Below are 21,956 nucleotides of genomic sequence, written 5' to 3'. Positions count from 1 at the left end.
CGTGCGCATCCTCGCGCTGACGCTGGATCTGGATGACACCTTGTGGCCGGTGCTGCCGGCACTGCAACGTGCCGACCAGGCAGTGGATGCCTGGTTATGGCAACACCATCCCGACGTCGCTCGCGCGTGGCCGATAGCGGCCATGCGCGAGTTGCGCGATCAGGTCGCCGCCGAGCGGCTCGATCTGGCGCATGACTTCACCACTCAGCGCCAGCTCACCATGCAGCACGCGTTTGCCGCCTGCGGCATCGCCGCGGCGCCGATCGAGGCGTTGTGGGAAATCTACTTCGCCGCGCGCAACAGCGTGGAGCTGTATCCGGACAGCCTGCCGGCGCTTGAGCGGATCACCGCACGCTGGCCGCTGGCGAGCCTGACCAACGGCAATGCCGACCTGCAGCGCATCGGCCTGCACACGCATTTCGCCCACCACATCTGCGCGCGCGACAGCGGCGTGGCCAAGCCCGATCCGCGGATCTTCCTGGCCGCCGCCGAGCGCCTCGGCGTGGCGCCCGCGCAGATCCTGCACGTCGGCGACGATCCGGTCATGGATGTCGTCGGTGCGCGCGACGCCGGCCTGCGCACCGCCTGGATCAACCGCGACGGCCAGCCGTGGCCGGCCGAACTGGGCGCGCCGCCCGAGCTGGATCTGCGCGACATGACCGCACTGGCCGACTGGCTCGATGCGCAGCATCCGGTCTCCAGCAAGTAGGCAAGGCACGGGCAAAACGCGCATCATTGCCGACTGATTGTCACCAGTACGGCGCGCTTCATGCCGCCGCCAGCCAGAAGGATTCCGCATGTCCGCCCTGATCGAACGCCAGTCCGGCGCCCGCCACAGCATCGCCATCGAGACCACCGACGCCGCGCACTACGCCGCGACGCGCCGGCGACTGAGCGCGGCACAGCGACGCTGGCTGAGCGACAGCGGTTTCGCGGCAGCGCCGGGCAGCGTCGCCTTGCTGTCCGATCCCGCGGGCAAGCTGGTGCGCGTGCTGGTCGGCGTCGATCCGCATGATCCGCTGAGCGCACTGGCCGCGTTGCCGTGCAGCCTGCCCGAGGCGAACTATCACCTCGCCGCCGAAGGCGTGCTGACCGATCCGGCGATGGCGGCATTGGGCTGGGCGCTGGGCGCGTATCAGTTCACCCGCTATCGTCAGCCGAAACGCGCACCGGCGCGGCTCGCCATCGCCGCCGCCGAACTGCAGCAGCTGGCGCCGCTGGTGGAAGCGACCCATCAGGTACGCGATCTGGTCAACACGCCGACCGAGGACATGGGCCCGCAGCAGCTCGCCCACGCCATCAAGCAGCTCGGCAAGACGCACAAGGCGAAGGTGCGCGAGTGGGTCGGCGACGAACTGCTCAAGGCCAACTTCCCGACCATCCATGCGGTCGGTCGCGCCAGCCATCGCGCACCGCGATTGATCGAGCTGAGCTGGGGCAAGTCCAGCGATCCGAAGCTGGTGGTGATCGGCAAGGGCGTGTGCTTCGACACCGGCGGGCTCGACCTGAAATCGTCCGACGGCATGCGCTGGATGAAGAAGGACATGGGCGGTGCCGCGCACGCGATCGCGCTGGCCGGCCTGATCATGCAGGCGAAGCTGCCGGTGCGACTGACCCTGCTGATTCCTGCAGTGGAGAATGCCGTGGCCGGCAACGCGATGCGTCCGGGCGAAGTGATCACCACCCGCGCCGGCCTCACCGTGGAGATCGACAACACCGATGCCGAGGGTCGGCTGGTGTTGTGCGACGCGCTGGCTTACGCCACCGAACAGCAGCCCGAACTGATCGTCGATTTCGCCACGCTCACCGGCGCCGCACGCGTGGCGCTGGGACCGGATCTGCCGGCGCTGTTCGCCAACGACGATGGCCTTGCCGCCGCCGTGCTGGCCGCCGGTCGCACGGTCAACGATCCGCTGTGGCAGCTACCGCTGTGGCGGCCGTACCGCCGCATGCTCGACTCGTACCTGGCCGACTTCGCCAACGCCGGCCCGTCACGCCACGCTGGCGCGATCACCGCGGCGCTGTATCTGGAACGCTTCGTGCCGGACGGCATGCCGTGGTTGCATCTGGACACTTACGCATGGAACGATGCCGATCGTCCCGGCCGCCCTCGCGGTGGCGAGGCAATGGGCCTGCGTGCGCTGTTCGCGTTCCTGCAGCAGCGCTATCGCGGCTGAGCGGAGCCGGACAGGGTCGCGCCGATCCGTTGCAACCGCTGCCGCAAGGCGCGCAGGCCGCGCACGATGCGCGGCAGCATCCAGCACATCAGCAGCACGAACAGGCCAAGCAGGATCAGCAGCGCCAGCGGATGCTGCCACATCAGGTACAGACCGCCGGCCCAGCTGATGTCTTCGCCCACACTGGCGCCCCAGTTGCTGAACGGCTCCGGTGAGGTGTTGATCAGCGCACGCGTGCCGGCCTTGGTGAAATGCGTGCCGGCAACCATCGCACCGCCGAGCAGGGCCGCCGCGAACTGCGCACCGGCGCCGGAATCCTTGAACACGCCCCAGGCCAGCAAGGTGCCGATCGGAATGCGGATGAAGCTGTGCACCGCATCCCAGACGCTGTCGAACGCCGGTATCTTGTCGGCGAGGAATTCGCACAGCATCAGTACGCCGGATACCACCAGCACCCAGGTGTCGGTCAGCGGCAGCAGGCCGTCCGGCAGGTGCACATAGCCGAACCGGCCCAGCATGCCGGCCGCGAAAATCGTGGCGTACAGACGGATGCCACTGGCCCAGGCCAGACCACCGGCAAGCGCGACGTTCGGCAACATGTCCATGCGGGTTCTCGTGAGGGGCGGCTGCAGACCGTGTTTACGCGCGAAGCGGTGGCCTGTCCACCGTTGACGCTGCCATCGCGCCCACGAGATGCCGCGCGGCATGACTTCTGGCGTTGTCATGACAGCCCGAAAGGCTGCATCCTGCCAGTTCAATTTGCCGGAAGAAGCCCGTCATGCATCATCGCCTGCACCTGCTCGCCTTCAGCGTCGCGTTCGGCCTCGCCGGCTGCACCAGCGTACCGGTCGCCAAGACCAACGCGCCGACCCAACCGGCATTGACGGCGCAAACGCTGAACTCGGGCGGTGTGATGCCAGCCGAACAGGCGCGCCTGCATTTCGATCATGCCGAGTTGCACTTCACGATCAACCCGGCCGGGCAAAGCCTCGACGCCAGCGCCACGCTGAGCTTCACCGCCAAGGCCGCCACCGACGTGCTGCTGCTGGACCTGGATCGCAACCTGCCGATCAGCGCCATAGAACTGGATGGCCAACCGCTGGCCGCGAGCGCCTGGAGCAATCCGGACGGCCGCCTGCGTATCGCGTTGCCGACGCCGCTCGTCAGCGGCGGCAAGGTACGCGCCACCGTCCACTACGGCGGCAAGCCGCACGTGGCGAAGAACGCGCCATGGGACGGTGGCTTCGTGTGGAGCCATACCGCGGATGGCCAGCCGTGGATCGCCAGTGCGGTCGAGGGCGAAGGCTGCGACCTGTTCTGGCCGTGCATCGACCAACCGCAGGGTGAGCCCGACCTGGTCGACACCTGGGTGACCGTGCCGAAGTCGCTGGCCGCACCTGGCAACGGCGTGCTGGTCGGCATCACCGAGGAAGGCGATCAGCACACCTACCACTGGCGTGCGAAGCATCCGAATACCTATGCCATCTCGATCAACGTCGGCCCCTTCGATGAACTCAAGGCGGACTACAAGAGTCGTTACGGCAATACCATCCCGATGCAATTCTGGTATCTGCGCGGTCACGAGGCGCAGGCGAAGGAACTGTTTGCCGGGTTCCCGAAGATGCTGGATTTCTTCGAGCAGCAGATCGGCCCTTACCCCTTTGGCGACGAGAAGATGGGCGTAGTGGAAACGCCGCACATGGGCATGGAACACCAGACCCTTAACGCCTACGGCAACAATTACCGGCTGGATGGCTACGGCTACGACCGGCTGCTGCAGCACGAGTTCGCGCATGAGTGGTTCGGCAACCAGATGACCAATGCCGACTGGGACGACATGTGGCTGCACGAGAGTTTCGGCACCTACATGCAGCCGCTCTACAGTCAGTACCTCAACGGCGACATGGATTATTTCAGCTGGCTGCATGGCCTGCGCCTGATGTTGCGCGACCACCGCCCGATCGTGTCCGGCAGCAGCAAGACCGAGGAACAGGTCTACGACGAGACGGCCGGGCCCGGGCAGGACATCTACAACAAGGGCGCTCTGATGCTGCACACGCTGCGGCAGCTGATCGGTGACAAGGATTTCTTCGACAGCATCCGCCAGCTGGTGTATGGCCGGCCGGACCCGAAGCCGGGCAACTTCAGCCCGCTGTACGCCAGCACCGACGACTACGTCGCCATCGTCGACAAGGTGACCGGTCGCAAGCTCGACTGGTTCTTCGATGTGTACCTGCGCGACGCCGCACTGCCGCGCCTGGACGAGCAGCGCGACGGCGACACGCTGAAGCTGCGCTGGGTGACCGAACACGGTAAGCCGTTCCCGCTGCCGGTGGAAGTGCAGGTCGGCGATACCGTGCACCGCTTGCCGATGAGCGACGGCAGCGGCCAGCTGCAGGTGCCGACCGGCAGCCTGCTGATCATTGACCCGCACTCGAAGCTGCTGCGCGACATGCCGCATATCGAGAAATATCAGCAATGGATGAAGCAGCAGCACGAACAGCAGCGCCGCAAGACCACGACGAAGTAGAAACAGATACACCGCCGGCATGATCCGGCCATAAAAAAACCCGGCGCTGGCGCCGGGTTTTTTTATGCTTTGTCGCGAACCGCCGATGCAATCAGTGCTGTGCGGCCGGCACCGCCGCTGGACTCGGCGACGACGGCGCCACTGCTGCCGTACTGGAGGACTTGCCGCCATACGGCAGCACTTCGGCTGCCAGCTTCGGATCGGCCTTGGCCAGGCCGATCGCGTCGAACAGGATGTGCGCGGTTTCGTTGAGCGGCACGTCCTTCGCCTTTTTCGCGTCCTTCTCCTGCTTGAGTTCGCTCTTCAGGCTGCGCTCGTTTGCGTTGAGGCCGTCGTCGAGGTTGCTCTGCTCGTCACCCAGCGTGGCATCGGTGCCGTCGATGGCCTTGTGCCGCGCGCGGAAATCGGACTGGATCGCATCCTGCTGCTTGCGCTCGACTTCGCGCGTGGCGAAGTTCAGCGAGATCGAGGTCTTCGCGCGCATGGTCTTGTACTGCGCCAGTTCGTCGAGCATCAGTTTCCATGCCGGCGACTTCGTCACGCGCGCGTCATGCAACTGCAGCAGTTGCGGCAGATAGGCATTGAGGTTCGCCACCGGCTGGTAGTCGGCCGGCGCGATCTGCGTCCACTTCAGCGCGTTGTCGTAGGTCGACTCGCCGAAATCCTTGTCGTCGCCGTTCTTCGGGAAGGCGATGTCCGGCGTCACACCCTTCAGCTGGGTGGAGCCGCCGTTGATGCGGAAGAATTCCTGGATGGTCATTTTCAGTTCGCCGAGCTGCGGCTTCTCGCTGTCGCTCTGCGAGAAACGATCCAGATCGACCAGGTTCTGCACGGTGCCCTTGCCGAAGGTCGGTTCACCGACGATCAGGCCACGGTGGTAGTCCTGGATTGCCGCGGCGAAGATCTCCGACGCCGACGCCGTGCCGCGGTTGACCATTACGGCCAATGGGCCGCTCCACGCCATGCCCGCGTTGTCGTCGCCCTGCACTTCGACCTGACCCTTGGAGTCGCGCACCTGCACGACCGGGCCCTTGTCGATGAACAGGCCGGTCAGCGAATTGGCCTCGGCCAGCGAGCCGCCGCCGTTGTTGCGCAGATCGACCACGATGCCCTGCACACCCTCGGCCTTGAGTTCGCCAAGCAACTTGGCGACGTCGCGGGTGGCGCTCTTGAAGTCCTTGTCGCCTTCGCTGCGCGCACCGAAGTCGGAGTAGAACGAGGGCAGCTCGATCACGCCGATCTTGCGGGTGACGTCGCCGTCCTTGATGTCGACGACCTTCTTCTTCGCCGCCGAATCCTCGATGCTGACTTTCTTGCGCACCAGGGTGACGATCTCGTGCTTGCCGTCCAGGCCGGCATCGGCCGGCAGGATCTCCAGCCGCACGGTGGTGTCTTTCTTGCCGCGGATGCGGTTGACCACATCGTCCAGCCGCCAGCCGATCACGTCGGTCAGCGGGCCGTTGTCGCCCTGCCCCACGGCGACGATGCGGTCGCCGGACTTGAGCTTGCCGGACTTGATCGCCGGGCCGCCCGGCACCAGGGTGAAGATCATCGTGTAGTCGTCACGCGCCTGCAGCTGGGCGCCGATGCCTTCCAGCGACAGCTTCATCGCGATGTCGAAATTCTCCGCGGCACGCGGGCCGAGGTAGTCGGTATGCGGGTCGGTGGTTTCGGCGTACGCGGTCATGAAGGTCTGGAACGCGTCCTCGCCATCGAGCTGCTTGACCCGCTCGATGTAGCCGGCATAACGCTTGTCCAGCGTCTTGCGGATGTCGTCGTCATTCTTGCCGGCCAGCTTCAGGCGCAACCAGTCGTTCTTGGTGCGCTGGCGCCACAGCGTGTCCAGTTCGGCCTGGTCTTTCGGCCAGTCGGCATGGTCGCGATCGAACGTGTAGCTTTCATCGACGGAAAAATCGAAGCCCTGTTTGAGCAGGCCACGCGCGTAGGTCATGCGTTCGACCGCGCGCTGCACGTACAGGTTGAACACCGAGAACGGTGCGGACAGATCCTGGTTCCAGATCGCGTCGTCGAGCTGGGTCTTCAGTGGCGCGAACTTCGCCATGTCGACCTGGGTGAAGAACACCTTCTCGCTGTCGAGCAGCTTGAAGTAGGCCTTGTAGATGCGCGCCGACATCGCGTCGTCGAGCGGCTGCGCGTCGTAGTGGAAGCGGGTCAGGAAGCGCGCCGACAGCTGCGCGGCCTGCGCCTCGCTGGGCGTGGAGGTGAGCGGCCAGCTGGCCGCCTTGCGACCCGTGCTGCCGGCACCGAGATCGGCCGCCGACTGCGCGAAGACACAGGTCGCGGTGAGGGCAAGCAACAGGACCAGCGCAGGACGAAATTTCATGGAGGCTCTCAGGCTGACTCGGTGACACCGGCTGCATGGGCCTGCAGGTCGGCGTGATAGGACGAACGCACCAGCGGACCGGAGGCGACGTGATGGAAACCCATCGCCTCACCGGCTTCGCGCAATGCCTCGAATTCTTCGGGAGTCCAGTAGCGCACTACCGGATGATGGTGCGGCGTGGGCTGCAGGTACTGGCCAATGGTGATCATCTCGACGTCATGGGCGCGTAAATCGCCCATGGTTTCGATCACCTGATCCCAGGTTTCGCCCAGCCCCAGCATGATGCCGGACTTGGTCGGCACGTCCGGATGCTGCGCCTTGAAGCGCTTGAGCAGGTCCAGCGACCACTGGTAGTCGGCGCCCGGACGCACTTCGCGATACAGGTGCGGCACGGTTTCCAGGTTGTGGTTGAACACGTCCGGTGGAAAATCCTTGAGCACTTCCAGCGCGCGCTCCATGCGGCCCTTGCCGCGGAAATCCGGCGTGAGGATCTCGATCTTGATGTTCGGGCTGGCGTGACGGGTCGCGCGAATGCACGCCGCGAAATGCTCGGCGCCACCGTCGCGCAGATCGTCGCGGTCGACCGAGGTGATCACCACGTACTTCAGGCGCATGTCGCGGATCGTCTCGGCCAGCCGTGCCGGCTCCAGCGGATCGGGTGCGGATGGACGGCCATGTGCCACGTCGCAGAACGAACAGCGGCGCGTGCAGACCTCGCCGAGGATCATGAACGTCGCGGTGCCTTTGCTGAAGCATTCGTGGATGTTCGGGCATGACGCTTCTTCGCATACCGTGACCAGCGCGTTCTCGCGCAGGCGCGCCTTCAGCTGCGCCACGGCGTTGCCCTGCGGCAGCCGCACGCGGATCCACGACGGCTTGCGCAGGGTCGGTACGGCGGTATCGAAGCCGGCGCGATTCAGCGCGATCTTGTCGTTGCCGACCTGCTTTTCACCGGCCGGCGCACCGCTGACGACGGTGATCGGGATGACTTTGGCGGAAGAGGTGGAGATTTCGCTCATGTAGACAGCTCAGACCGCTGCACGAGCGGGGAGTTCGGGTAAGACAGGGGCAGCTGACTCGGCGACAAAACCGAACTGGCGGCAGAACTCCTCCACCAGCACGTCCTCGACCGTGGCCAGCTGCGACGGACCGCCCAAGTCTAGCAGCTGTGTGACCGCCAAACCCTTGTAACCGCAAGGGTTGATCCGATGAAACGGCTCCAGGTCCATGGCCACGTTGAAGGCCAGCCCGTGGAAACTGCAGCCGCGCCGCACGCGCAATCCCAGCGCGGCGACCTTGGCGTCGCCCGCGTATACGCCGGGCGCGCCTTCGCGCCGCACCGCCACGACGTTCCAGTGCGCCAGCGTATCGATCAGCGACTGCTCGATCTTGTGGACCAGCTCGCGCACGCCGACGCCGACCCGGCGCAGGTCGATCAGCGGATAGCCGACGATCTGGCCGGGGCCGTGATAGGTCACCTGCCCGCCGCGATCGACCGGCACCACCGGGATATCGCCGGGCGCCAGCACGTGTTCCATCTTGCCGGCCTGGCCGAGGGTGAACACCGGGTCGTGTTCCAACAGCCACAGCTCGTCGGCCGTGTCCGCCGTGCGGTTGTCGGTGAACGCGCTCATCGCCTTCCAGGTCGTCTCGTACGACTGGCGACCAAGACGGCGGATTTTCAACGGCAACGACATGACGGGTGACCTGGGAGACGGTAGTTCGGGGCAACGATCATGATCCCCGCGCTACATCGTGTAGCGGATATCCGGGCTCGCGCGCAGCGCGACGTGCGCCGCTTCGTACTGCTCGCGGTTCTCGCAGCGAAAGCTCACCGTGACCGAAACGAAATTGCCGGCACCGGAATGCCGGTGCCGCACGCTCTCGTGCAGCACATGCAGGCCGGCACGCTCCAGCAACTGCGGCACGTGGGTCGGCAGGTTCGCGCTGGCACTGCCGACCGCGGTGATCTCGAACTCGCCAGGGAACTGGAAGCCCTTGCCGTCCTGCTTCGCCTTGCTGAAGTCGATCGGTTGCATTACTTGGTGCCCGGCGCCTGTTCGGTGTTGCTCTTGCTGCTGTGGAACCACAGCATGATGCTGTCCCACAGGCGTGAGAAGAAACCGCCCTGCGGCGCATCGTTCAATGCGACCAGCGGCACGGTCTGCACCGGCTGGCCGGCCAGCGTGATGCGCAGCGTGCCGACCTGCTGGCCCTTCGTGAACGGGGCGATCAGGGTGGCCGGAATGTCCATGTCGGCCTTGAGCTTGTCGTAGTCGCCGCGCTTGACCGTGACCAGCACGTCGTCGGCGACGCCGATCGGCAGCTGGTTGGCCGCACCCTTCCACAACCGCGGCGTGGCCTGCGGCTTGCCGGCGTCATACAGCTTGTGCGTCTCGTAGAAGCGGAAGCCGTAGTTGAGCAGCGCCATCGCCGAATCGGCACGCGCCTTCTCGCTGCTGGCACCCATCACGATCGCGATCATGCGCGCTTCGCCCTGCTTGGCCGAGGCGGCCAGGCAATAGCCGGCGGCGGCAGTGTGGCCAGTCTTGATGCCGTCCACGCTCGGATCGCGCCACAGCAGCGTGTTGCGATTGTGCTGCTTGATCCCGTTCCACTCGAATTCCTTCACTGCGGAGATCGCGTAGTCCTCGGGAAAATCATGGATCAGCGCGCGCGACAGGATCGCCACGTCGTGTGCGGTGGTGTAGTGGTTGGCGATCGGATAGCCGGAAGCATTCTGGAAGTTCGAGTTCACCATGCCGAGCTGCTTCGCGTACGCGTTCATCAGGCCAGCGAAGGCCGACTCGGAACCGGCGGTGTGCTCGGCCAGCGCGATCGCGGCGTCGTTGCCGGACTGGATGATCAGGCCGTACAGCAGATCCTTCAGCGGCACCTGGCTGTTGAGCTTGAGGAAGCTGGTGGAACCGTCGGTGCCGGCACCGCCGCCGCGCCAGGCGTTCTCGCTGATGGTCACCGGGTCGGTCATGTGCACCTTGCCGTTGCCGACCTCGGCGGAGACCACGTAGTCGGTCATGATCTTGGTGATCGAGGCCGGCTCCACGCGCAGATCAGGTTCCTTGCTGGCGAGGATCTGGCCGGTGGCGTAATCCATCAGCACCCAGCTCTTGCCGTCGACATCCGGCGGCGGCGGCACCGGCGCGTCAGGCACCACCGGGCGCGGCACCGGCGACGGACGCGGCGGTGTCTGGGCAACGGCAACACCGACCAGCAATACGGCGGCGGCGAACGGAATCAGGCTACGGCGGAAGAAATTCATCGGGTTGTTCAGTCTCTGAATATCGGCACCGCGGGTGCCGAGTGATTAAAAAGGGGCACGCAAATCCTGCTCAGTCTACCGCGACCTGAGGCCGCGGCAGACCCATGCCTTCGATCCGGGCGCTGACCTGGTCGGCGCGATCCACATCGGCCAGCGGCCCGACCCGCACGCGCCGCACGCGGCGACCGTTGACGTCGGCGTCCATCACCTGCACGTCGCCCAAGTTGGCCTGGCGCAGACGCTGGGCCAGCCGCTCGGCATTGTCCGCATCCGAGAACGCGCCCACCTGCAGGTAGATGCCCGGGTGTCCGGATGTGACCACAGCCGGCGGCGGCAGTTCCGGCGCCGGATGGCCCGGATCGATGCCGCGCACCTCGACCAGTCCGGTGCCCTTGGGCCAGATGCCGATTTTCACGGCGGCCGCGTAGGACAGGTCGATCAGCCGGTTCTGGTGGAACGGGCCGCGGTCGTTGACCCGCACGATCACGCTCTTGCCGTTTTCCAGATTGGTGACGCGCGCGTAGCTGGGCAGCGGCAGCGTGGTGCTGGCGGCACTGAACGCGTACATGTCGTAGGTTTCCAGGCTGGAGGTCTTGTAGCCGTGGAACTTGTTGCCGTAGAACGAGGCGATGCCGCGCTCGTCGTAATCACGCGCGCTGGGCAGCACGTTGTACGTTTGTCCAAGCACGGTATACGGCGACTTGTTGCCGTACAGCGAGCGCGGCTCCGACTTCGGCACCGGCTCGGTCAGCTTGCTGACGTCCGGCACGTCGCCCGGCACGCTGTCGCTGCCGTCGCGATAACGGCTGCTCTGCGATTTGCTGAGGTCATCGCGGAAGCTGTCGCCGCCGGCAACGTTGCCGCCGGCCCGGCTCGGCTGCGAACGGCTGCTGCCGGCATGGGAGGGTTTCGTCTTCGCACCGCCGCAGCCAGCCAGCAACAGCATCGCCAGCAACAGCGCCACTACGCCCATCAACCTCATGGTGCTGCGTCCGCCTGCGCCACGCCGGCGGCGATGGCGCCCGCCAGCTGATCGACCGCCATCGCATACAGCGGGCTGCGGTTGTAACGCGTGATCACGTAGAAATTCTGGAAAGTGAACCAGTACTCCGGCCCGTTCGGACCGTCCAGCGTCTGCAGGCTGGTCGGCTGCGCCGGCGACAGTGATTGCAACGGCGCATAGCCCCACGCTTCGAGCTGCTCCAGCGGCCACTGCGGCTTGGCGTCCTTCGCCTCGATCGGTCGCGCCGCCACATCCGGCTGCGCCCGCGCAGCGACCGGACCGCCGTTGACCCACCCGTGTTTCGCGAAGTAGTTCGCCACACTGGCGAAGATGTCCGGCAGCGAATTCTTCAGGTCGATGCGACCATCCTGATCCGCATCCACCGCAAAGTCGCGGATGCTGGTGGGCATGAACTGGCCCCAGCCTTGCGCGCCGGCATACGAACCGGTGAGCGTGTCGATCGGGCCGGCCAGATGGTTGGCGGGCATCTCCAGCAGCTCCTTCAACTGCTCGCGGAAAAACTTCGCCCGCGGCGGGTAATACAGGCCCAGCGTGACCAGCGCATCGAGCACCTTGTACTTGCCGGTGTTGCCGCCGTAGCTGGTCTCCACGCCGACGATCGCCACGATGTACTGCGGCGCCACGCCGTACTGCCGGCCGATCTGCTCCAGCATCGCGCGATGCTCGCGATAGAAAGCGATGCCGTCGTTGATGCGCTTGTCGTTGAGGAAGATCGGCCGGTAATCCTTCCACGGCTTGGCCTCGGCCGGACGGCTGATCGCATCGAGAATGCTCTGCTGCATCTTCGCGCCATCGAGCAACGCGTTCAGCGCCTGTGGGCTCTTGCCGGTATCACGCGCCACCTCGCGCACCAGCTCGACCTGGCCGGGATGCGTCGTCGCCAGCGCCGGCGCAGTCACCCAGAGCAGGCTGAGGATGGCGAGGAAACATGCCGCGCGCGGCGCAGGAGTGGCTGTCATGTGGAGGCTCCGCTCGCAGAAAACTGATGTCATCGAAAGCCTAACACGCACACCGGCGCAACTTCGGGCCGTGCGCGGGCGCTGCACTGGCTGTGTTCACAGGTGCGCCTTGCGATTGGCATGAATCGACATCAGCACACCGAAACCAACCAGCAGCGACACGGCCGACGTACCGCCGTAACTGATCATCGGCATCGGCACACCGACCACCGGCAACATGCCAGCGACCATGCCGCCGTTGACGAACACGTAGACGAAGAAACTCATGCCGATCGCACCGGCGAGCAGGCGCGAATAGGTGTCGCGCGCCTCCATCGCGATCCACAGGCAGCGGCCGATGATGAATGCATACAGTGCGACCAGCACACACACGCCAACCAGGCCGAACTCCTCGGAAAACACCGCGAAAATGAAATCGGTGGTGTGTTCGGGCAGGAAATCCAGCCGCGACTGTGTGCTGTGCTGCCAGCCCTTGCCGAAGATGCCGCCGGAGCCCACCGCAATCTGCGACTGGATGATGTGCCAGCCGTTGCCGAGAGGATCGGATTCCGGATTGAGCAGGGTCAGCACGCGATCGCGCTGGTACTGATGCAGGAAGTGCCAACCGACCGGAATCATGCCGCCAACCGCACCGACCAGCAGGCCGATGCGCCACCACGCCATGCCGGACAGGAACAGCGCGAACGCACCGGCGGCCGTCACCAGTACGGCGGTGCCCAGGTCTGGCTGTTCGGCGATCAGTCCAGCCGGGATCGCGATCAGCGCGCCGACCACCACAATGTCCTTCCAGCCCGGCGGCAATTGGCGCGGATGCAGATACCAGGCCACCATCATCGGCATGGTCAGCTTGAGCAATTCGGACGGCTGAAAGCGCATCACCCCGAGGTCCAGCCAGCGCACCGAGCCGCGCCCCTCGCCGAGGATCGCCACCACCACCAGCAGCGCGGTGCTGCCGGCGTAAAGCCATGGCGTCCAGCCGCGCAACACTGCCGGCGGGATGCGTGACACCACCAGCAACAACACGCCGCCGAGCACGAAACGGGCCGCCTGCCCACCGACCATGCCGAGGCTGGCATTGCTGGCGCTGTACAGCGTGACCAGGCCGATCAAAGCGAGTACGAACAAGCCGAGCGCCAGCGGCAGATCGATGCGGGGCCGGGTCAGACTGCGCCGCAGAAAGCGCTGCAGGCGAACGCTTATGGTTCCGATCATGGTGGCGTGGCCCCGTCGCTGCTGGATGCCTGTGCAGGAGTGTCTTCCACCGGAACATCTTCCACCGGTGCCGTGCTGTCATTTGGCGCGCTCTCGGTCGGCGCGCGCTGATCACGCTGATTTGGCAAGCCCTGATCCGGCGATTCCTGACTGGACGAACCCGGCGCAGGCAGGGGCACATCCCGTGGCGTGGGGCCGCCCTTCGCGATGACCCACGCATCGAAAATCTTGCGCATGATCGGTCCGGCATCGGTACCGCCCCACGCACCGGCCTCAAGCACGACCGCGGCCGCAATCTGCGGGTCATCGGTCGGCGTATAACCCATGAACCATGCGCGATGGCGTGTCGCCAGGTAGGCGAGGTTCTTGTTGGTGTCATACGCTGAAGATGTGCGCGAGAAGCGCTCGGCGGTGCCGCTCTTGCCCGCGATCAGATAGGGAAAGCCATCGTTCAATTTCGCCAGTTTGCCGGTGCCGCTGACGATCACCGCACGCATGCCTTGGTTGATCACGTCCCATTCGGCAGGCCTGCGGATCAACGACGGACCACTGGGTGGATTCGGCAACGGTCGCTGTTGCGTGTCGGCCACCGCGGTGGTGGCCATCACCAGCCGCGGTGCGTAAGGCACGCCATGACCGGCGAAGGTGGCGATCGCATGCCCGAGCTGCAGCGGAGTCACCGCCCAGTAACCCTGACCGATGCCGGCAATCACCGTTTCACCGGGGAACCAGCCGAACTTGCTGTGCGCGGCCTTCCACTGGCGCGAGGGCAGGATGCCTTCGGATTCACCGAGCAGATCGATGCCGGTCTTGCCGCCGAAACTGAAGCGACTCATCCACTCGCTCAGTCGATCGATGCCCATATCCAGCGCGAGCTTGTAGAAGTAGGTGTTGGTCGACTTCTCGATCGCACGCACCATGTTCACCGTGCCGTCGCCGCCACGCGTATCGTCGCGGTAACAACCTCCGCGCCCCGTCGAGTTGCTGCCGCCATGTCCTGGCAGGCAGAACTGGCCGGTGGAGAACACGGTGTCCTCGGGCCGGCGCACACCATATTCGAGCCCGCCCAGCGCAAGGAAAGGCTTTACCGTGGAGCCGGGCGGATAGACACCTTTCAGCGCGCGGTTGACTAGCGGCTTGTCCGGGTCGTTGGTCAACGCGCTGTAGTCGGCGTGGTTGATGCCGTTGACGAACAGGTTCGGATCGAACGTCGGCACGCTGACCATCGCCAGCACCTGGCCATTGCGCGGATCGATCGCCACCGCCGCACCGGGCCGGCCGGCGAACGCGGCTTCGGCGGCTTTCTGCAGGCGCACGTCGATGCTCAGGTACAGATTTCTGCCAGGTATCGGCGCATGCGTTTCCAGCACGCGCTGAGTGCGTCCATCGGCATTCACTTCCAGCAATTCGTAACCCGGCGTGCCGTGCAGCACATCCTCGTAGGAGCGCTCGATGCCGCTGCGACCGACGTGGCTGGTGCCCTGGTAGCGCTTCGGATCGAGCCGCTCGACATCGTCCGCATCGATACGCCCGACATAGCCCACCACATGGGCGAACAGTCCAGCCAGCGGATAACGCCGGGTCAGATAAGGCACCACGTCCACGCCGGGAAAGCGCCAACGGTTCACCGCAAAACGATCGATCTCGTCCTCGGTCAGGTGCATCTTCAACGGCACGCTGTCGAAGCGCCGGCTTTGCTTGAGCTGCTTGCGGAACGCATCCAGGTCGTCCTGGCCCAGCGGCACCACCTTGCCGAGCTGCTCCAGCAAGGCCGGCATGTCGGTGATCTGCTCGGGTACCACTTCGAGCCGGAACGCCGGCACGTTGTCGGCCAGCAGCACGCCGTTGCGGTCGTAGATCAGTCCGCGCGCCGGCGGGATCGCACGTGGCTTGACGCGATTGTTGGTCGAACGGGTGACGAACTCGTCGTGATGGGTCACCTGCAGAAACACGAAGCGAGTGACCAGCAGGCACAGACCCAGCAGAATCAGCACGAACCCCGCCAGCGCACGACGCCGGAACAGCAGGCTTTCGCCACGAGGGTCCTTGAGCGATCGCCGGATCTTCATGTCACTGGTTCATGTCTCATTGAATCCGCAGACGTGCGCGCAAGTCGTCGAGCAGCAGGAACAGGAACGGCCACAACGCCGCACCGACGAACGGCGAAATCCACCAGCTGGCCGGCGGCAGCGTCCCGCCGGCCAGCACACGCACGATCAGCAGCAGGATGCGGTCGTTCAACAACAGCGCCAGCACTGCGAGCGCCTGCTGCCACATCGGAAAGAAACGCAGCCGTGAGCGAAAGCGCAGCGCGATAAAAACCAGCGCGCACAGACGCAAGGCCTGCTCGCCCAGCACCACGCCATTGAGCAGATCCGCGCCCAGTCCCACCATGAAGGCCAGCCCCAAGGTGACCCGGTCCTCCGACTCCAGCGACCAGTACAGCAGGAACAGTGCCGGCCAGTACGGCTTGAACGGCTCCAGCACGCCGGGCAACGGCACCAGCATCGACACCAGCGCAAACACCAGCGTGCCGATGAACCACCACAGGCTCAAACGCTGCTTGTTCATTGCGGCACCCCGACCGTCGCCGGCGTCGTCACTGACTGGACCGTGGCGTTTGCCGCAGGCGCGGCGGCTCCGTTCGGCGTCAGATCGCTGGGTGGCCCCATCGGTTTCACCAGGGCTGGCGGCCCGTCCGGCTCGGCCTGATCGTGCAGCAGCAGCACGTCCTCGCTGCGATCGAGATCCGCTGCCGGGCGCGCCTGCGCCACCAGGAACATGCCCGTGGCTGCCGGCGCCACCGAGACGATCTCACCCACCGGGAAGCCCGGCGGAAAGCGCCCGCCGAGGCCGGAAGTAAGCAGTTTGTCGCCCGCACGCACGTCGGCCGCCAAGGGGATATTGGGCAGAGCGAGCTGATCGCCGTCGCGCGAGCCATACGCCACTGTGCGCAAACCCGAACGCTCGATCACCACCGGAATGGCGTGGGCCGGATCGGTAACCAGCATCACCACCGCGGTGGTCGGTAGCACTTCCTTCACCTGACCCATCACGCCATGCGCATCGATCACCGGCTGACCCGGCTTGACGCCATCACGGCTACCCACGTTCAAGGTCAGTTGGTAGCGGTAGGCACCCAGATCCACGCCGATTACGCGCGCCAACTGCACGTTGAGCTCCAGACTGTGCTGGGTATCGAGCAGTTCCTTCAACCGCTGGTTCTGTTCGGCGACGGCGGCCATCCGGTTCAACTTGGCATTGGCCAGCAGCAGGTCTTCGCGCAGCCGCTGGTTCTGCTCGGTCAATCGCTGACGATCGGCAAACGCCACGCTCATGGTGCGCACGCCCGCAGCCGGCAGACCGGCCAGCCGATACACCGGCTCCACCACCGCCGATGCACCGTAGCGCAGACGCCACAACCAGCCGTTGCGCTGATCGAGCACCATCAGCACCACAGCCAGCGCGAGATAGATAATCAGCCGCAGCGTGCCGGCCGCATTGCCGGCGAACAGAGGCGAGGATTCGTCGCGCGTGCGCGCCATGGCCGCCCCTGCCTAGCGTGGGTTATTCGGGCGCGAAGAAATCGCTGCCGTGCTGATCGATCAGCTCCAGCGCCTTGCCGCCACCGCGTGCCACGCAGGTCAGCGGATCATCCGCCACCTGCACGTGCAGGCCGGTCTCCTCGGAGATCAGACGATCCAGATCACGCAGCAACGCGCCGCCGCCGGTCAGCACGATGCCGCGCTCGGCCACGTCGGAGCACAGCTCCGGCGGAGTCTGCTCCAGCGCCGACTTGACCGCCGCCACGATACCGGCGAGCGGCTCGTGCAACGCTTCGAGAATTTCGTTGGAATTGATCGTGAACATGCGCGGCACGCCTTCGGCGAGATTGCGGCCGGAAATCTCGATCTCCTTGACCTCGCTCTGCGGGAACGCGCAACCGATCTGCAGCTTGATCCGCTCAGCCGTCGACTCACCGATCAGGGTGCCGTGGTTGCGACGCACGTAGTTGATGATCGCCTCGTCGAAGCGATCACCACCGACGCGCACCGACTGCGAATAGACGATGCCGTTGAGCGAGATCACCGCGACTTCGGAGGTGCCGCCGCCGATATCCAGCACCATCGCACCGCGCGCCTCGTGCACCGGAATGCCGGCACCGATCGCCGCGGCCATCGGCTCCTCGATCAGGAATACGTCGCGTGCACCGGCACCTTCGGCCGATTCCTTGATCGCACGACGCTCGACCTGGGTCGAACCGCATGGCACGCAGACCAGTACGCGCGGGCTCGGTCGCAGGAAGCGCGACTTGTGCACCTGCTTGATGAAGTGCTGCAGCATCGCCTCGGTCATGGTGAAGTCGGCGATCACGCCGTCCTTCATCGGTCGCACCGTGGCGATATTGCCCGGCGTGCGGCCAAGCATGCGCTTGGCGTCGCTACCGACTGCGGCAATCGTGCGTGGACCACCGGGACCACGATCCTGGCGAATCGCCACCACCGACGGCTCATTCAGGACGATGCCCTGGCCGCGCACATAGATCAGCGTATTGGCCGTGCCGAGGTCGATGGAGATGTCGTTGGAAAAGATCCCGCGAAACTTCTTGAACATGGGTCCGCCGTGGGTCGGCTTGGCTAAAAAGTAAGCTCGCCAGTCTAGTCAGCGTGGCCCGCATGCGCAAGGACCATTACGTTAAGAAATCCTTTCACAACACTGCCATATGCGCATTTCCTGCACCTTGAAGTGAGCAGCGCGTTGCTGCAAAAAGTCGCCAACGCGGGCATATGGCGGTACGATTCCATCCTTTGACCGCAGCATTCTGGTTCGGCTGTCCGCCGATCACGACGTGCGCGGCCTTTTCACCTTGCTTGGGGACTCCCGCACATCATGCCTGCCGTCATCTGCGGATCGTTGGCCTACGACACCATCATGGTGTTCCAGGACCAGTTCAAGAATCACATCCTGCCCGATCAGATGCATATTCTGAACGTGTCGTTTCTGGTCCCGCGGATGCGTCGCGAATTCGGCGGCTGCGCCGGCAATATTGCCTACAATCTCAAACTGCTCGGCGGCGATCCGTTGCCGGTGGCGGCCGTAGGCCAGGACTTCGCGCCATACCGCAAGCATATGGAACAGTGCGGCATCCGGCTCGACTGCGTGCGCGAGTTCGACGACCAGTTCACCCCGCAGTGCTTCATCACCACCGATCTGGACAACAACCAGATCACCGCCTTCCATCCGGGCGCGATGTCCAGCGCGCAGGAAAACCACGTACGCGATATCCCGCAGATCGACTTTGCGATCGTCGCTCCCGATGGTCGCGATGCGATGCTGCAGCACGTGGATGAGTTTGCCGAACGCGGTGTGCCGTTCATCTTCGATCCGGGCCAGGCGATGCCGCTGTTCAGCGGTGACGAGTTCCGCTCGATGATCGCCAAGTCGACCTATGTGATCGTCAACGACTACGAGTCGCAGTTGCTGCAGACGCGTACCGGTTTGAGCGCCGCCGAGATCGCCGACCAGGTGACCGCGTATATCGTGACCCAGGGGCCGCGCGGCTCGATCATCCACGTCGGCAGCGAGACTCACCACATTCCGCCTGCGCGCGAACGCCAGATCGTGGATCCGACCGGCTGCGGCGACGCTTATCGCGCCGGCCTGATCTTCGGCATCATGCGCGGCAAGGACTGGCCGACGATCGGTCGCATGGCCTCGCTGATGGGTGCGCTGAAAGTCGAACATCCCGGCACGCAGAACCAGCGCTTCAGCTACACCGAGTTCGCTGCGGAATTCCTCGATCAGTTCGGTTACGCACTGGATTGATCGCTACACGAGCGACTTGACCTCGAGGCTCTCGCGTCACGCTGGGAGCCTCGTTCGTATCAGTCGACGCGGAATCCGATGGTCGCGTTCACCGCATCCTGCCAGCCGCGATACAGGCGCTCGCGGGTAGCTTCGTCCATCGTGGGCTGAAAGCGCCGATCCATCTGCCACAACGCGGCGATCTGTGCGCGGCTTTCCCAGAACCCCACCGCCAGCCCCGCCAGATACGCTGCACCCAGCGCGGTGGTTTCGGTCACGCGTGGACGCAACACCGGTACGCCAAGCATGTCGCTCTGGAACTGCGCCATGAAATCGTTCGCGATCGCACCGCCGTCGGCGCGCAATTCCTTCAGCGGAATGCCGGCGTCCGCCTCCATCGCGGCCAGTACGTCACGCGACTGGTAGGCCATCGACTCGAGCGCCGCACGCACCACATGCTCTTTGCGGGTACCCCGCGACAGACCGAACATCGCCCCGCGAACATCGCTGCGCCAGTACGGCGCACCTAGCCCCACAAATGCCGGCACCAGATACACGCCCTCGCTGGAAAGCACACTCTCCGCGCAAATCTGTGAGTCGCTGGCATGCTCCAGCATCTGCAAACCATCGCGCAGCCATTGCACCACCGAGCCAGCGACAAAGATGCTGCCCTCCAGCGCGTACTCGACGGTGCCATCCACTTCCCATGCAATCGTGGTCAGCAAGCCATGTCGCGATGGCACCGCTTGGGTACCGGTATTCATCAGCATGAAGCAGCCGGTGCCGTAGGTGTTCTTGGCCATGCCCGACTCGAAGCAGGCCTGACCGAACAGAGCCGCCTGCTGATCGCCGGCCACACCGCTGATCGGTATGCCGGCAGGCAGACCGGGCAACGCCACGGTATGTCCATAGACCTCGCTGCTGGAGCGCACTTGCGGCAACATGCTGCGTGGAATATCCAGCATGCGCAGCAGTTCGTCGTCCCAGCATCGCGCATGAATATCGAACAGCAGCGTACGTGCTGCGTTGCTGACATCCGTCACGTGCAGCTTGCCGCCACTGAGGTTCCAGATCAGCCAGCTGTCGATCGTGCCGAACAGCAAGTCGCCGTGTTCTGCGCGAGCACGGGCGCCGTCCACATGATCGAGAATCCAGCGGATCTTGCTACCGGAGAAATAGGCGTCGATCAGCAGGCCGGTCTTTTCACGCACCAGCGAGGCATAGCCGTCCGCTTCCAACTGCTCGCAGATCGCCAGACTTTGTCGCGACTGCCACACGATCGCATTGTGGATAGGCTGGCCGGTGTGACGATCCCACACTATGGTGGTTTCGCGCTGGTTGGTGATGCCGATGCCGGCCAGTGCATCCGTCTCGGTTTGCGTCGTCGCCAGCACTTCAGCGACCGTCGTCAGCATGCTCGCAAGAATCTCCTGCGGATCGTGCTCCACCCAGCCCGGCTGCGGAAAAATCTGCCGGAATTCGCGCTGTGACGATGCGACCACGCCGCCAATGCGATCGAACAGCATCGCGCGCGAACTGGTCGTTCCCTGGTCTATTGCCAAGATGTAGCGCTGCGCCATGTAACGTCCATTCGTCGCGTATCAAAAACTTGTCAGCGAAGAGTAGAGCAGGTCGGTGCAGTGCGCGATCCACAACGTCGGCGTTCAATGCGCCTCGACGTGCCTTCCCGCCGGCTGGGTCAGCTTGTCGATATACGCCAGCGCCACCGCGGAGATCACAAAGGTCAGGTGTAACAGGATCTGCCACATGATGGTCTCGCCATCCATGGCGCGCGCCTTGATGAAGGTGGCAAGCAAATGGATCGAGGAAATGCCGATGATCGCCATTGCCAGTTTCACCTTCAGCACCGTGGCATTCACATGCGACAGCCATTCCGGTTGATCCGGATGCCCTTCGAGCTTGAGACGGGATACGAATGTCTCGTAGCCGCCCACGATGACCATCACCAGCAGGTTCGAGATCATCACTACATCGATCAGACCCAGCACGGTCAACATGATCGTCGCTTCGGCACTATCGGCACCTGCCGCTGTGTCGATACCGTTGTGGAACAACGTGGTTTCCACCAAGTGCCACAATTCGCGCAAAAACTGCACTACGTAGATCGCCTGAGCGACGATCAGTCCCAGATACAGCGGCAGTTGCAGCCAGCGTGAGGAAAAGATCAGCTGCGACAGGGGACCTAGGTGATTCTTGCTGGGAGACGTCATGCATATCCGGGATAAGGGTGGCTATAAGTCGACCACCGATCTTCGCAAAATACTGCGCAACACAAATTCGCCGCGACAATTTGCCCTATCCCCGCAGCCGCCTGGATCGCCCAAAAGAAAAAACCCCCACCGTTTCGGGTGGAGGTTTTAGGGATAAAGCCCCTGGCAGTGACCTGTTGCAGCCAGCGATCGTCGATCGCCACAGTGGCCGCTTTCAAACGCCATAAAGACGAAGGCCTCCCCGGATGGGGAGGCCTTCTTGGATAAAGCCCCTGGCGGTGACCTGTTGCGGGTCGCGACCTACGGTCGCCACAGCAACGCCCAACCAAGAAAAAACCCCCACCGTTTCGGGTGGAGGTTTTTGGGATAAAGCCCCTGGCGGTGACCTACTCTT

19 protein-coding genes are annotated in these 21,956 nt (G+C 64.5%); 4 read left to right on the top strand and 15 right to left on the bottom strand.

Annotated elements, in window-relative coordinates; translation table 11 throughout:
• Position 1 precedes the first annotated feature (1 nt).
• Positions 2–709, top strand: a complete 708-nt coding sequence (locus IE071_RS00095) for an HAD family hydrolase (protein ID WP_189439164.1) — start codon at positions 2–4, stop codon at positions 707–709.
• An 88-nt stretch (positions 710–797) separates the two neighbouring features.
• The gene (locus IE071_RS00090) at positions 798–2,177 is read left to right on the top strand and encodes a leucyl aminopeptidase family protein (protein ID WP_189439163.1); all 1,380 of its coding nucleotides are present in this window, start codon (positions 798–800) and stop codon (positions 2,175–2,177) included.
• On the opposite strand, the gene IE071_RS00085 is transcribed toward IE071_RS00090, so the two are convergent.
• On the bottom strand, positions 2,165–2,782 hold the full coding sequence (locus IE071_RS00085) for a DUF4126 domain-containing protein (RefSeq protein ID WP_189439162.1): 618 nt from the start codon (positions 2,780–2,782) through the stop codon (positions 2,165–2,167). The two genes, IE071_RS00090 and IE071_RS00085, sit on opposite strands and share 13 nt — an antisense overlap.
• 173 nt (positions 2,783–2,955) lie before the next feature.
• On the opposite strand from IE071_RS00085, the gene IE071_RS00080 reads away from it, so the two are divergent.
• Complete coding sequence (locus IE071_RS00080) at positions 2,956–4,707, top strand: M1 family metallopeptidase (protein WP_189439161.1); 1,752 nt, start codon at positions 2,956–2,958, stop codon at positions 4,705–4,707.
• Between the two features lie 91 nt (positions 4,708–4,798).
• Here the strand turns inward: IE071_RS00080 and IE071_RS00075 are convergent, their stop codons facing one another.
• The 12 genes from IE071_RS00075 to IE071_RS00020 all read right to left on the bottom strand — a co-directional run bounded on the left by IE071_RS00075 (position 4,799) and on the right by IE071_RS00020 (position 18,140).
• Positions 4,799–7,051, bottom strand: coding sequence for a carboxy terminal-processing peptidase (locus tag IE071_RS00075; RefSeq protein ID WP_189439160.1), 2,253 nt, complete (start codon positions 7,049–7,051; stop codon positions 4,799–4,801).
• A gap of 8 nt (positions 7,052–7,059) precedes the next feature.
• Positions 7,060–8,070, bottom strand: a complete 1,011-nt coding sequence (lipA, locus tag IE071_RS00070; RefSeq protein ID WP_189439159.1) for a lipoyl synthase — start codon at positions 8,068–8,070, stop codon at positions 7,060–7,062.
• Positions 8,071–8,079: 9 nt separating this feature from the next.
• On the bottom strand, positions 8,080–8,748 hold the full coding sequence (gene lipB, locus IE071_RS00065) for a lipoyl(octanoyl) transferase LipB (protein WP_189439158.1): 669 nt from the start codon (positions 8,746–8,748) through the stop codon (positions 8,080–8,082).
• Between the two features lie 51 nt (positions 8,749–8,799).
• Entirely contained in the window at positions 8,800–9,090 is a 291-nt protein-coding gene (locus IE071_RS00060; RefSeq protein WP_189439157.1) for a DUF493 family protein, read from the bottom strand.
• On the bottom strand, positions 9,090–10,331 hold the full coding sequence (locus IE071_RS00055; RefSeq protein ID WP_189439156.1) for a D-alanyl-D-alanine carboxypeptidase family protein: 1,242 nt from the start codon (positions 10,329–10,331) through the stop codon (positions 9,090–9,092). Before IE071_RS00055 ends, IE071_RS00060 begins: the two co-directional genes overlap by 1 nt.
• Before the next feature lie 70 nt (positions 10,332–10,401).
• Positions 10,402–11,313: a septal ring lytic transglycosylase RlpA family protein gene (locus IE071_RS00050; RefSeq protein ID WP_189439155.1), complete on the bottom strand. Its 912-nt coding sequence runs from the start codon at positions 11,311–11,313 to the stop codon at positions 10,402–10,404.
• Positions 11,310–12,314, bottom strand: coding sequence for a lytic murein transglycosylase B (gene mltB, locus IE071_RS00045; RefSeq protein ID WP_189439154.1), 1,005 nt, complete (start codon positions 12,312–12,314; stop codon positions 11,310–11,312). The genes IE071_RS00050 and mltB overlap by 4 nt, the downstream gene beginning before the upstream one ends.
• A gap of 96 nt (positions 12,315–12,410) precedes the next feature.
• Positions 12,411–13,526: a rod shape-determining protein RodA gene (gene rodA, locus IE071_RS00040; protein ID WP_189439153.1), complete on the bottom strand. Its 1,116-nt coding sequence runs from the start codon at positions 13,524–13,526 to the stop codon at positions 12,411–12,413.
• Complete coding sequence (gene mrdA, locus IE071_RS00035; RefSeq protein ID WP_189439152.1) at positions 13,523–15,595, bottom strand: penicillin-binding protein 2; 2,073 nt, start codon at positions 15,593–15,595, stop codon at positions 13,523–13,525. The genes rodA and mrdA overlap by 4 nt, the downstream gene beginning before the upstream one ends.
• A 16-nt stretch (positions 15,596–15,611) precedes the next feature.
• Positions 15,612–16,097, bottom strand: coding sequence for a rod shape-determining protein MreD (mreD, locus tag IE071_RS00030; RefSeq protein ID WP_189439151.1), 486 nt, complete (start codon positions 16,095–16,097; stop codon positions 15,612–15,614).
• Positions 16,094–17,071: a rod shape-determining protein MreC gene (mreC, locus tag IE071_RS00025; RefSeq protein WP_189439150.1), complete on the bottom strand. Its 978-nt coding sequence runs from the start codon at positions 17,069–17,071 to the stop codon at positions 16,094–16,096. The genes mreD and mreC overlap by 4 nt, the downstream gene beginning before the upstream one ends.
• 22 nt (positions 17,072–17,093) lie before the next feature.
• Positions 17,094–18,140, bottom strand: coding sequence for a rod shape-determining protein (locus IE071_RS00020; RefSeq protein ID WP_008437271.1), 1,047 nt, complete (start codon positions 18,138–18,140; stop codon positions 17,094–17,096).
• A gap of 276 nt (positions 18,141–18,416) precedes the next feature.
• Here IE071_RS00020 and IE071_RS00015 point away from each other — a divergent pair, with 276 nt between their 5' ends.
• The gene (locus IE071_RS00015; RefSeq protein WP_189439149.1) at positions 18,417–19,352 is read left to right on the top strand and encodes a carbohydrate kinase family protein; all 936 of its coding nucleotides are present in this window, start codon (positions 18,417–18,419) and stop codon (positions 19,350–19,352) included.
• A 59-nt stretch (positions 19,353–19,411) separates the two neighbouring features.
• Here the strand turns inward: IE071_RS00015 and glpK are convergent, their stop codons facing one another.
• On the bottom strand, positions 19,412–20,911 hold the full coding sequence (gene glpK / locus IE071_RS00010; protein WP_189439148.1) for a glycerol kinase GlpK: 1,500 nt from the start codon (positions 20,909–20,911) through the stop codon (positions 19,412–19,414).
• Positions 20,912–20,995: 84 nt separating this feature from the next.
• Positions 20,996–21,562: a TIGR00645 family protein gene (locus tag IE071_RS00005; RefSeq protein ID WP_189439147.1), complete on the bottom strand. Its 567-nt coding sequence runs from the start codon at positions 21,560–21,562 to the stop codon at positions 20,996–20,998.
• Positions 21,563–21,956 lie beyond the last annotated feature (394 nt).

This window comes from Rhodanobacter panaciterrae (assembly GCF_014651895.1).
Taxonomy (GTDB): domain Bacteria; phylum Pseudomonadota; class Gammaproteobacteria; order Xanthomonadales; family Rhodanobacteraceae; genus Rhodanobacter; species Rhodanobacter panaciterrae.
This window is presented reverse-complemented; position numbering and strand designations above follow the sequence as displayed.

Bases quoted from the DNA above. Each gene is read 5' to 3' on its own strand.
- IE071_RS00090 (WP_189439163.1), top strand. From the start codon at position 798: ATGTCCGCCCTGATCGAACGCCAGTCCGGCGCCCGCCACAGCATCGCC.
- IE071_RS00085 (WP_189439162.1), bottom strand. From the start codon at position 2,782: ATGGACATGTTGCCGAACGTCGCGCTTGCCGGTGGTCTGGCCTGGGCC.
- IE071_RS00080 (WP_189439161.1), top strand. From the start codon at position 2,956: ATGCATCATCGCCTGCACCTGCTCGCCTTCAGCGTCGCGTTCGGCCTC.
- IE071_RS00075 (WP_189439160.1), bottom strand. From the start codon at position 7,051: ATGAAATTTCGTCCTGCGCTGGTCCTGTTGCTTGCCCTCACCGCGACC.
- lipA (WP_189439159.1), bottom strand. From the start codon at position 8,070: ATGAGCGAAATCTCCACCTCTTCCGCCAAAGTCATCCCGATCACCGTC.
- lipB (WP_189439158.1), bottom strand. From the start codon at position 8,748: ATGTCGTTGCCGTTGAAAATCCGCCGTCTTGGTCGCCAGTCGTACGAG.
- IE071_RS00060 (WP_189439157.1), bottom strand. From the start codon at position 9,090: ATGCAACCGATCGACTTCAGCAAGGCGAAGCAGGACGGCAAGGGCTTC.
- IE071_RS00055 (WP_189439156.1), bottom strand. From the start codon at position 10,331: ATGAATTTCTTCCGCCGTAGCCTGATTCCGTTCGCCGCCGCCGTATTG.
- IE071_RS00050 (WP_189439155.1), bottom strand. From the start codon at position 11,313: ATGAGGTTGATGGGCGTAGTGGCGCTGTTGCTGGCGATGCTGTTGCTG.
- mltB (WP_189439154.1), bottom strand. From the start codon at position 12,314: ATGACAGCCACTCCTGCGCCGCGCGCGGCATGTTTCCTCGCCATCCTC.
- rodA (WP_189439153.1), bottom strand. From the start codon at position 13,526: ATGATCGGAACCATAAGCGTTCGCCTGCAGCGCTTTCTGCGGCGCAGT.
- mrdA (WP_189439152.1), bottom strand. From the start codon at position 15,595: ATGAAGATCCGGCGATCGCTCAAGGACCCTCGTGGCGAAAGCCTGCTG.
- mreD (WP_189439151.1), bottom strand. From the start codon at position 16,097: ATGAACAAGCAGCGTTTGAGCCTGTGGTGGTTCATCGGCACGCTGGTG.
- mreC (WP_189439150.1), bottom strand. From the start codon at position 17,071: ATGGCGCGCACGCGCGACGAATCCTCGCCTCTGTTCGCCGGCAATGCG.
- IE071_RS00020 (WP_008437271.1), bottom strand. From the start codon at position 18,140: ATGTTCAAGAAGTTTCGCGGGATCTTTTCCAACGACATCTCCATCGAC.
- IE071_RS00015 (WP_189439149.1), top strand. From the start codon at position 18,417: ATGCCTGCCGTCATCTGCGGATCGTTGGCCTACGACACCATCATGGTG.
- glpK (WP_189439148.1), bottom strand. From the start codon at position 20,911: ATGGCGCAGCGCTACATCTTGGCAATAGACCAGGGAACGACCAGTTCG.
- IE071_RS00005 (WP_189439147.1), bottom strand. From the start codon at position 21,562: ATGACGTCTCCCAGCAAGAATCACCTAGGTCCCCTGTCGCAGCTGATC.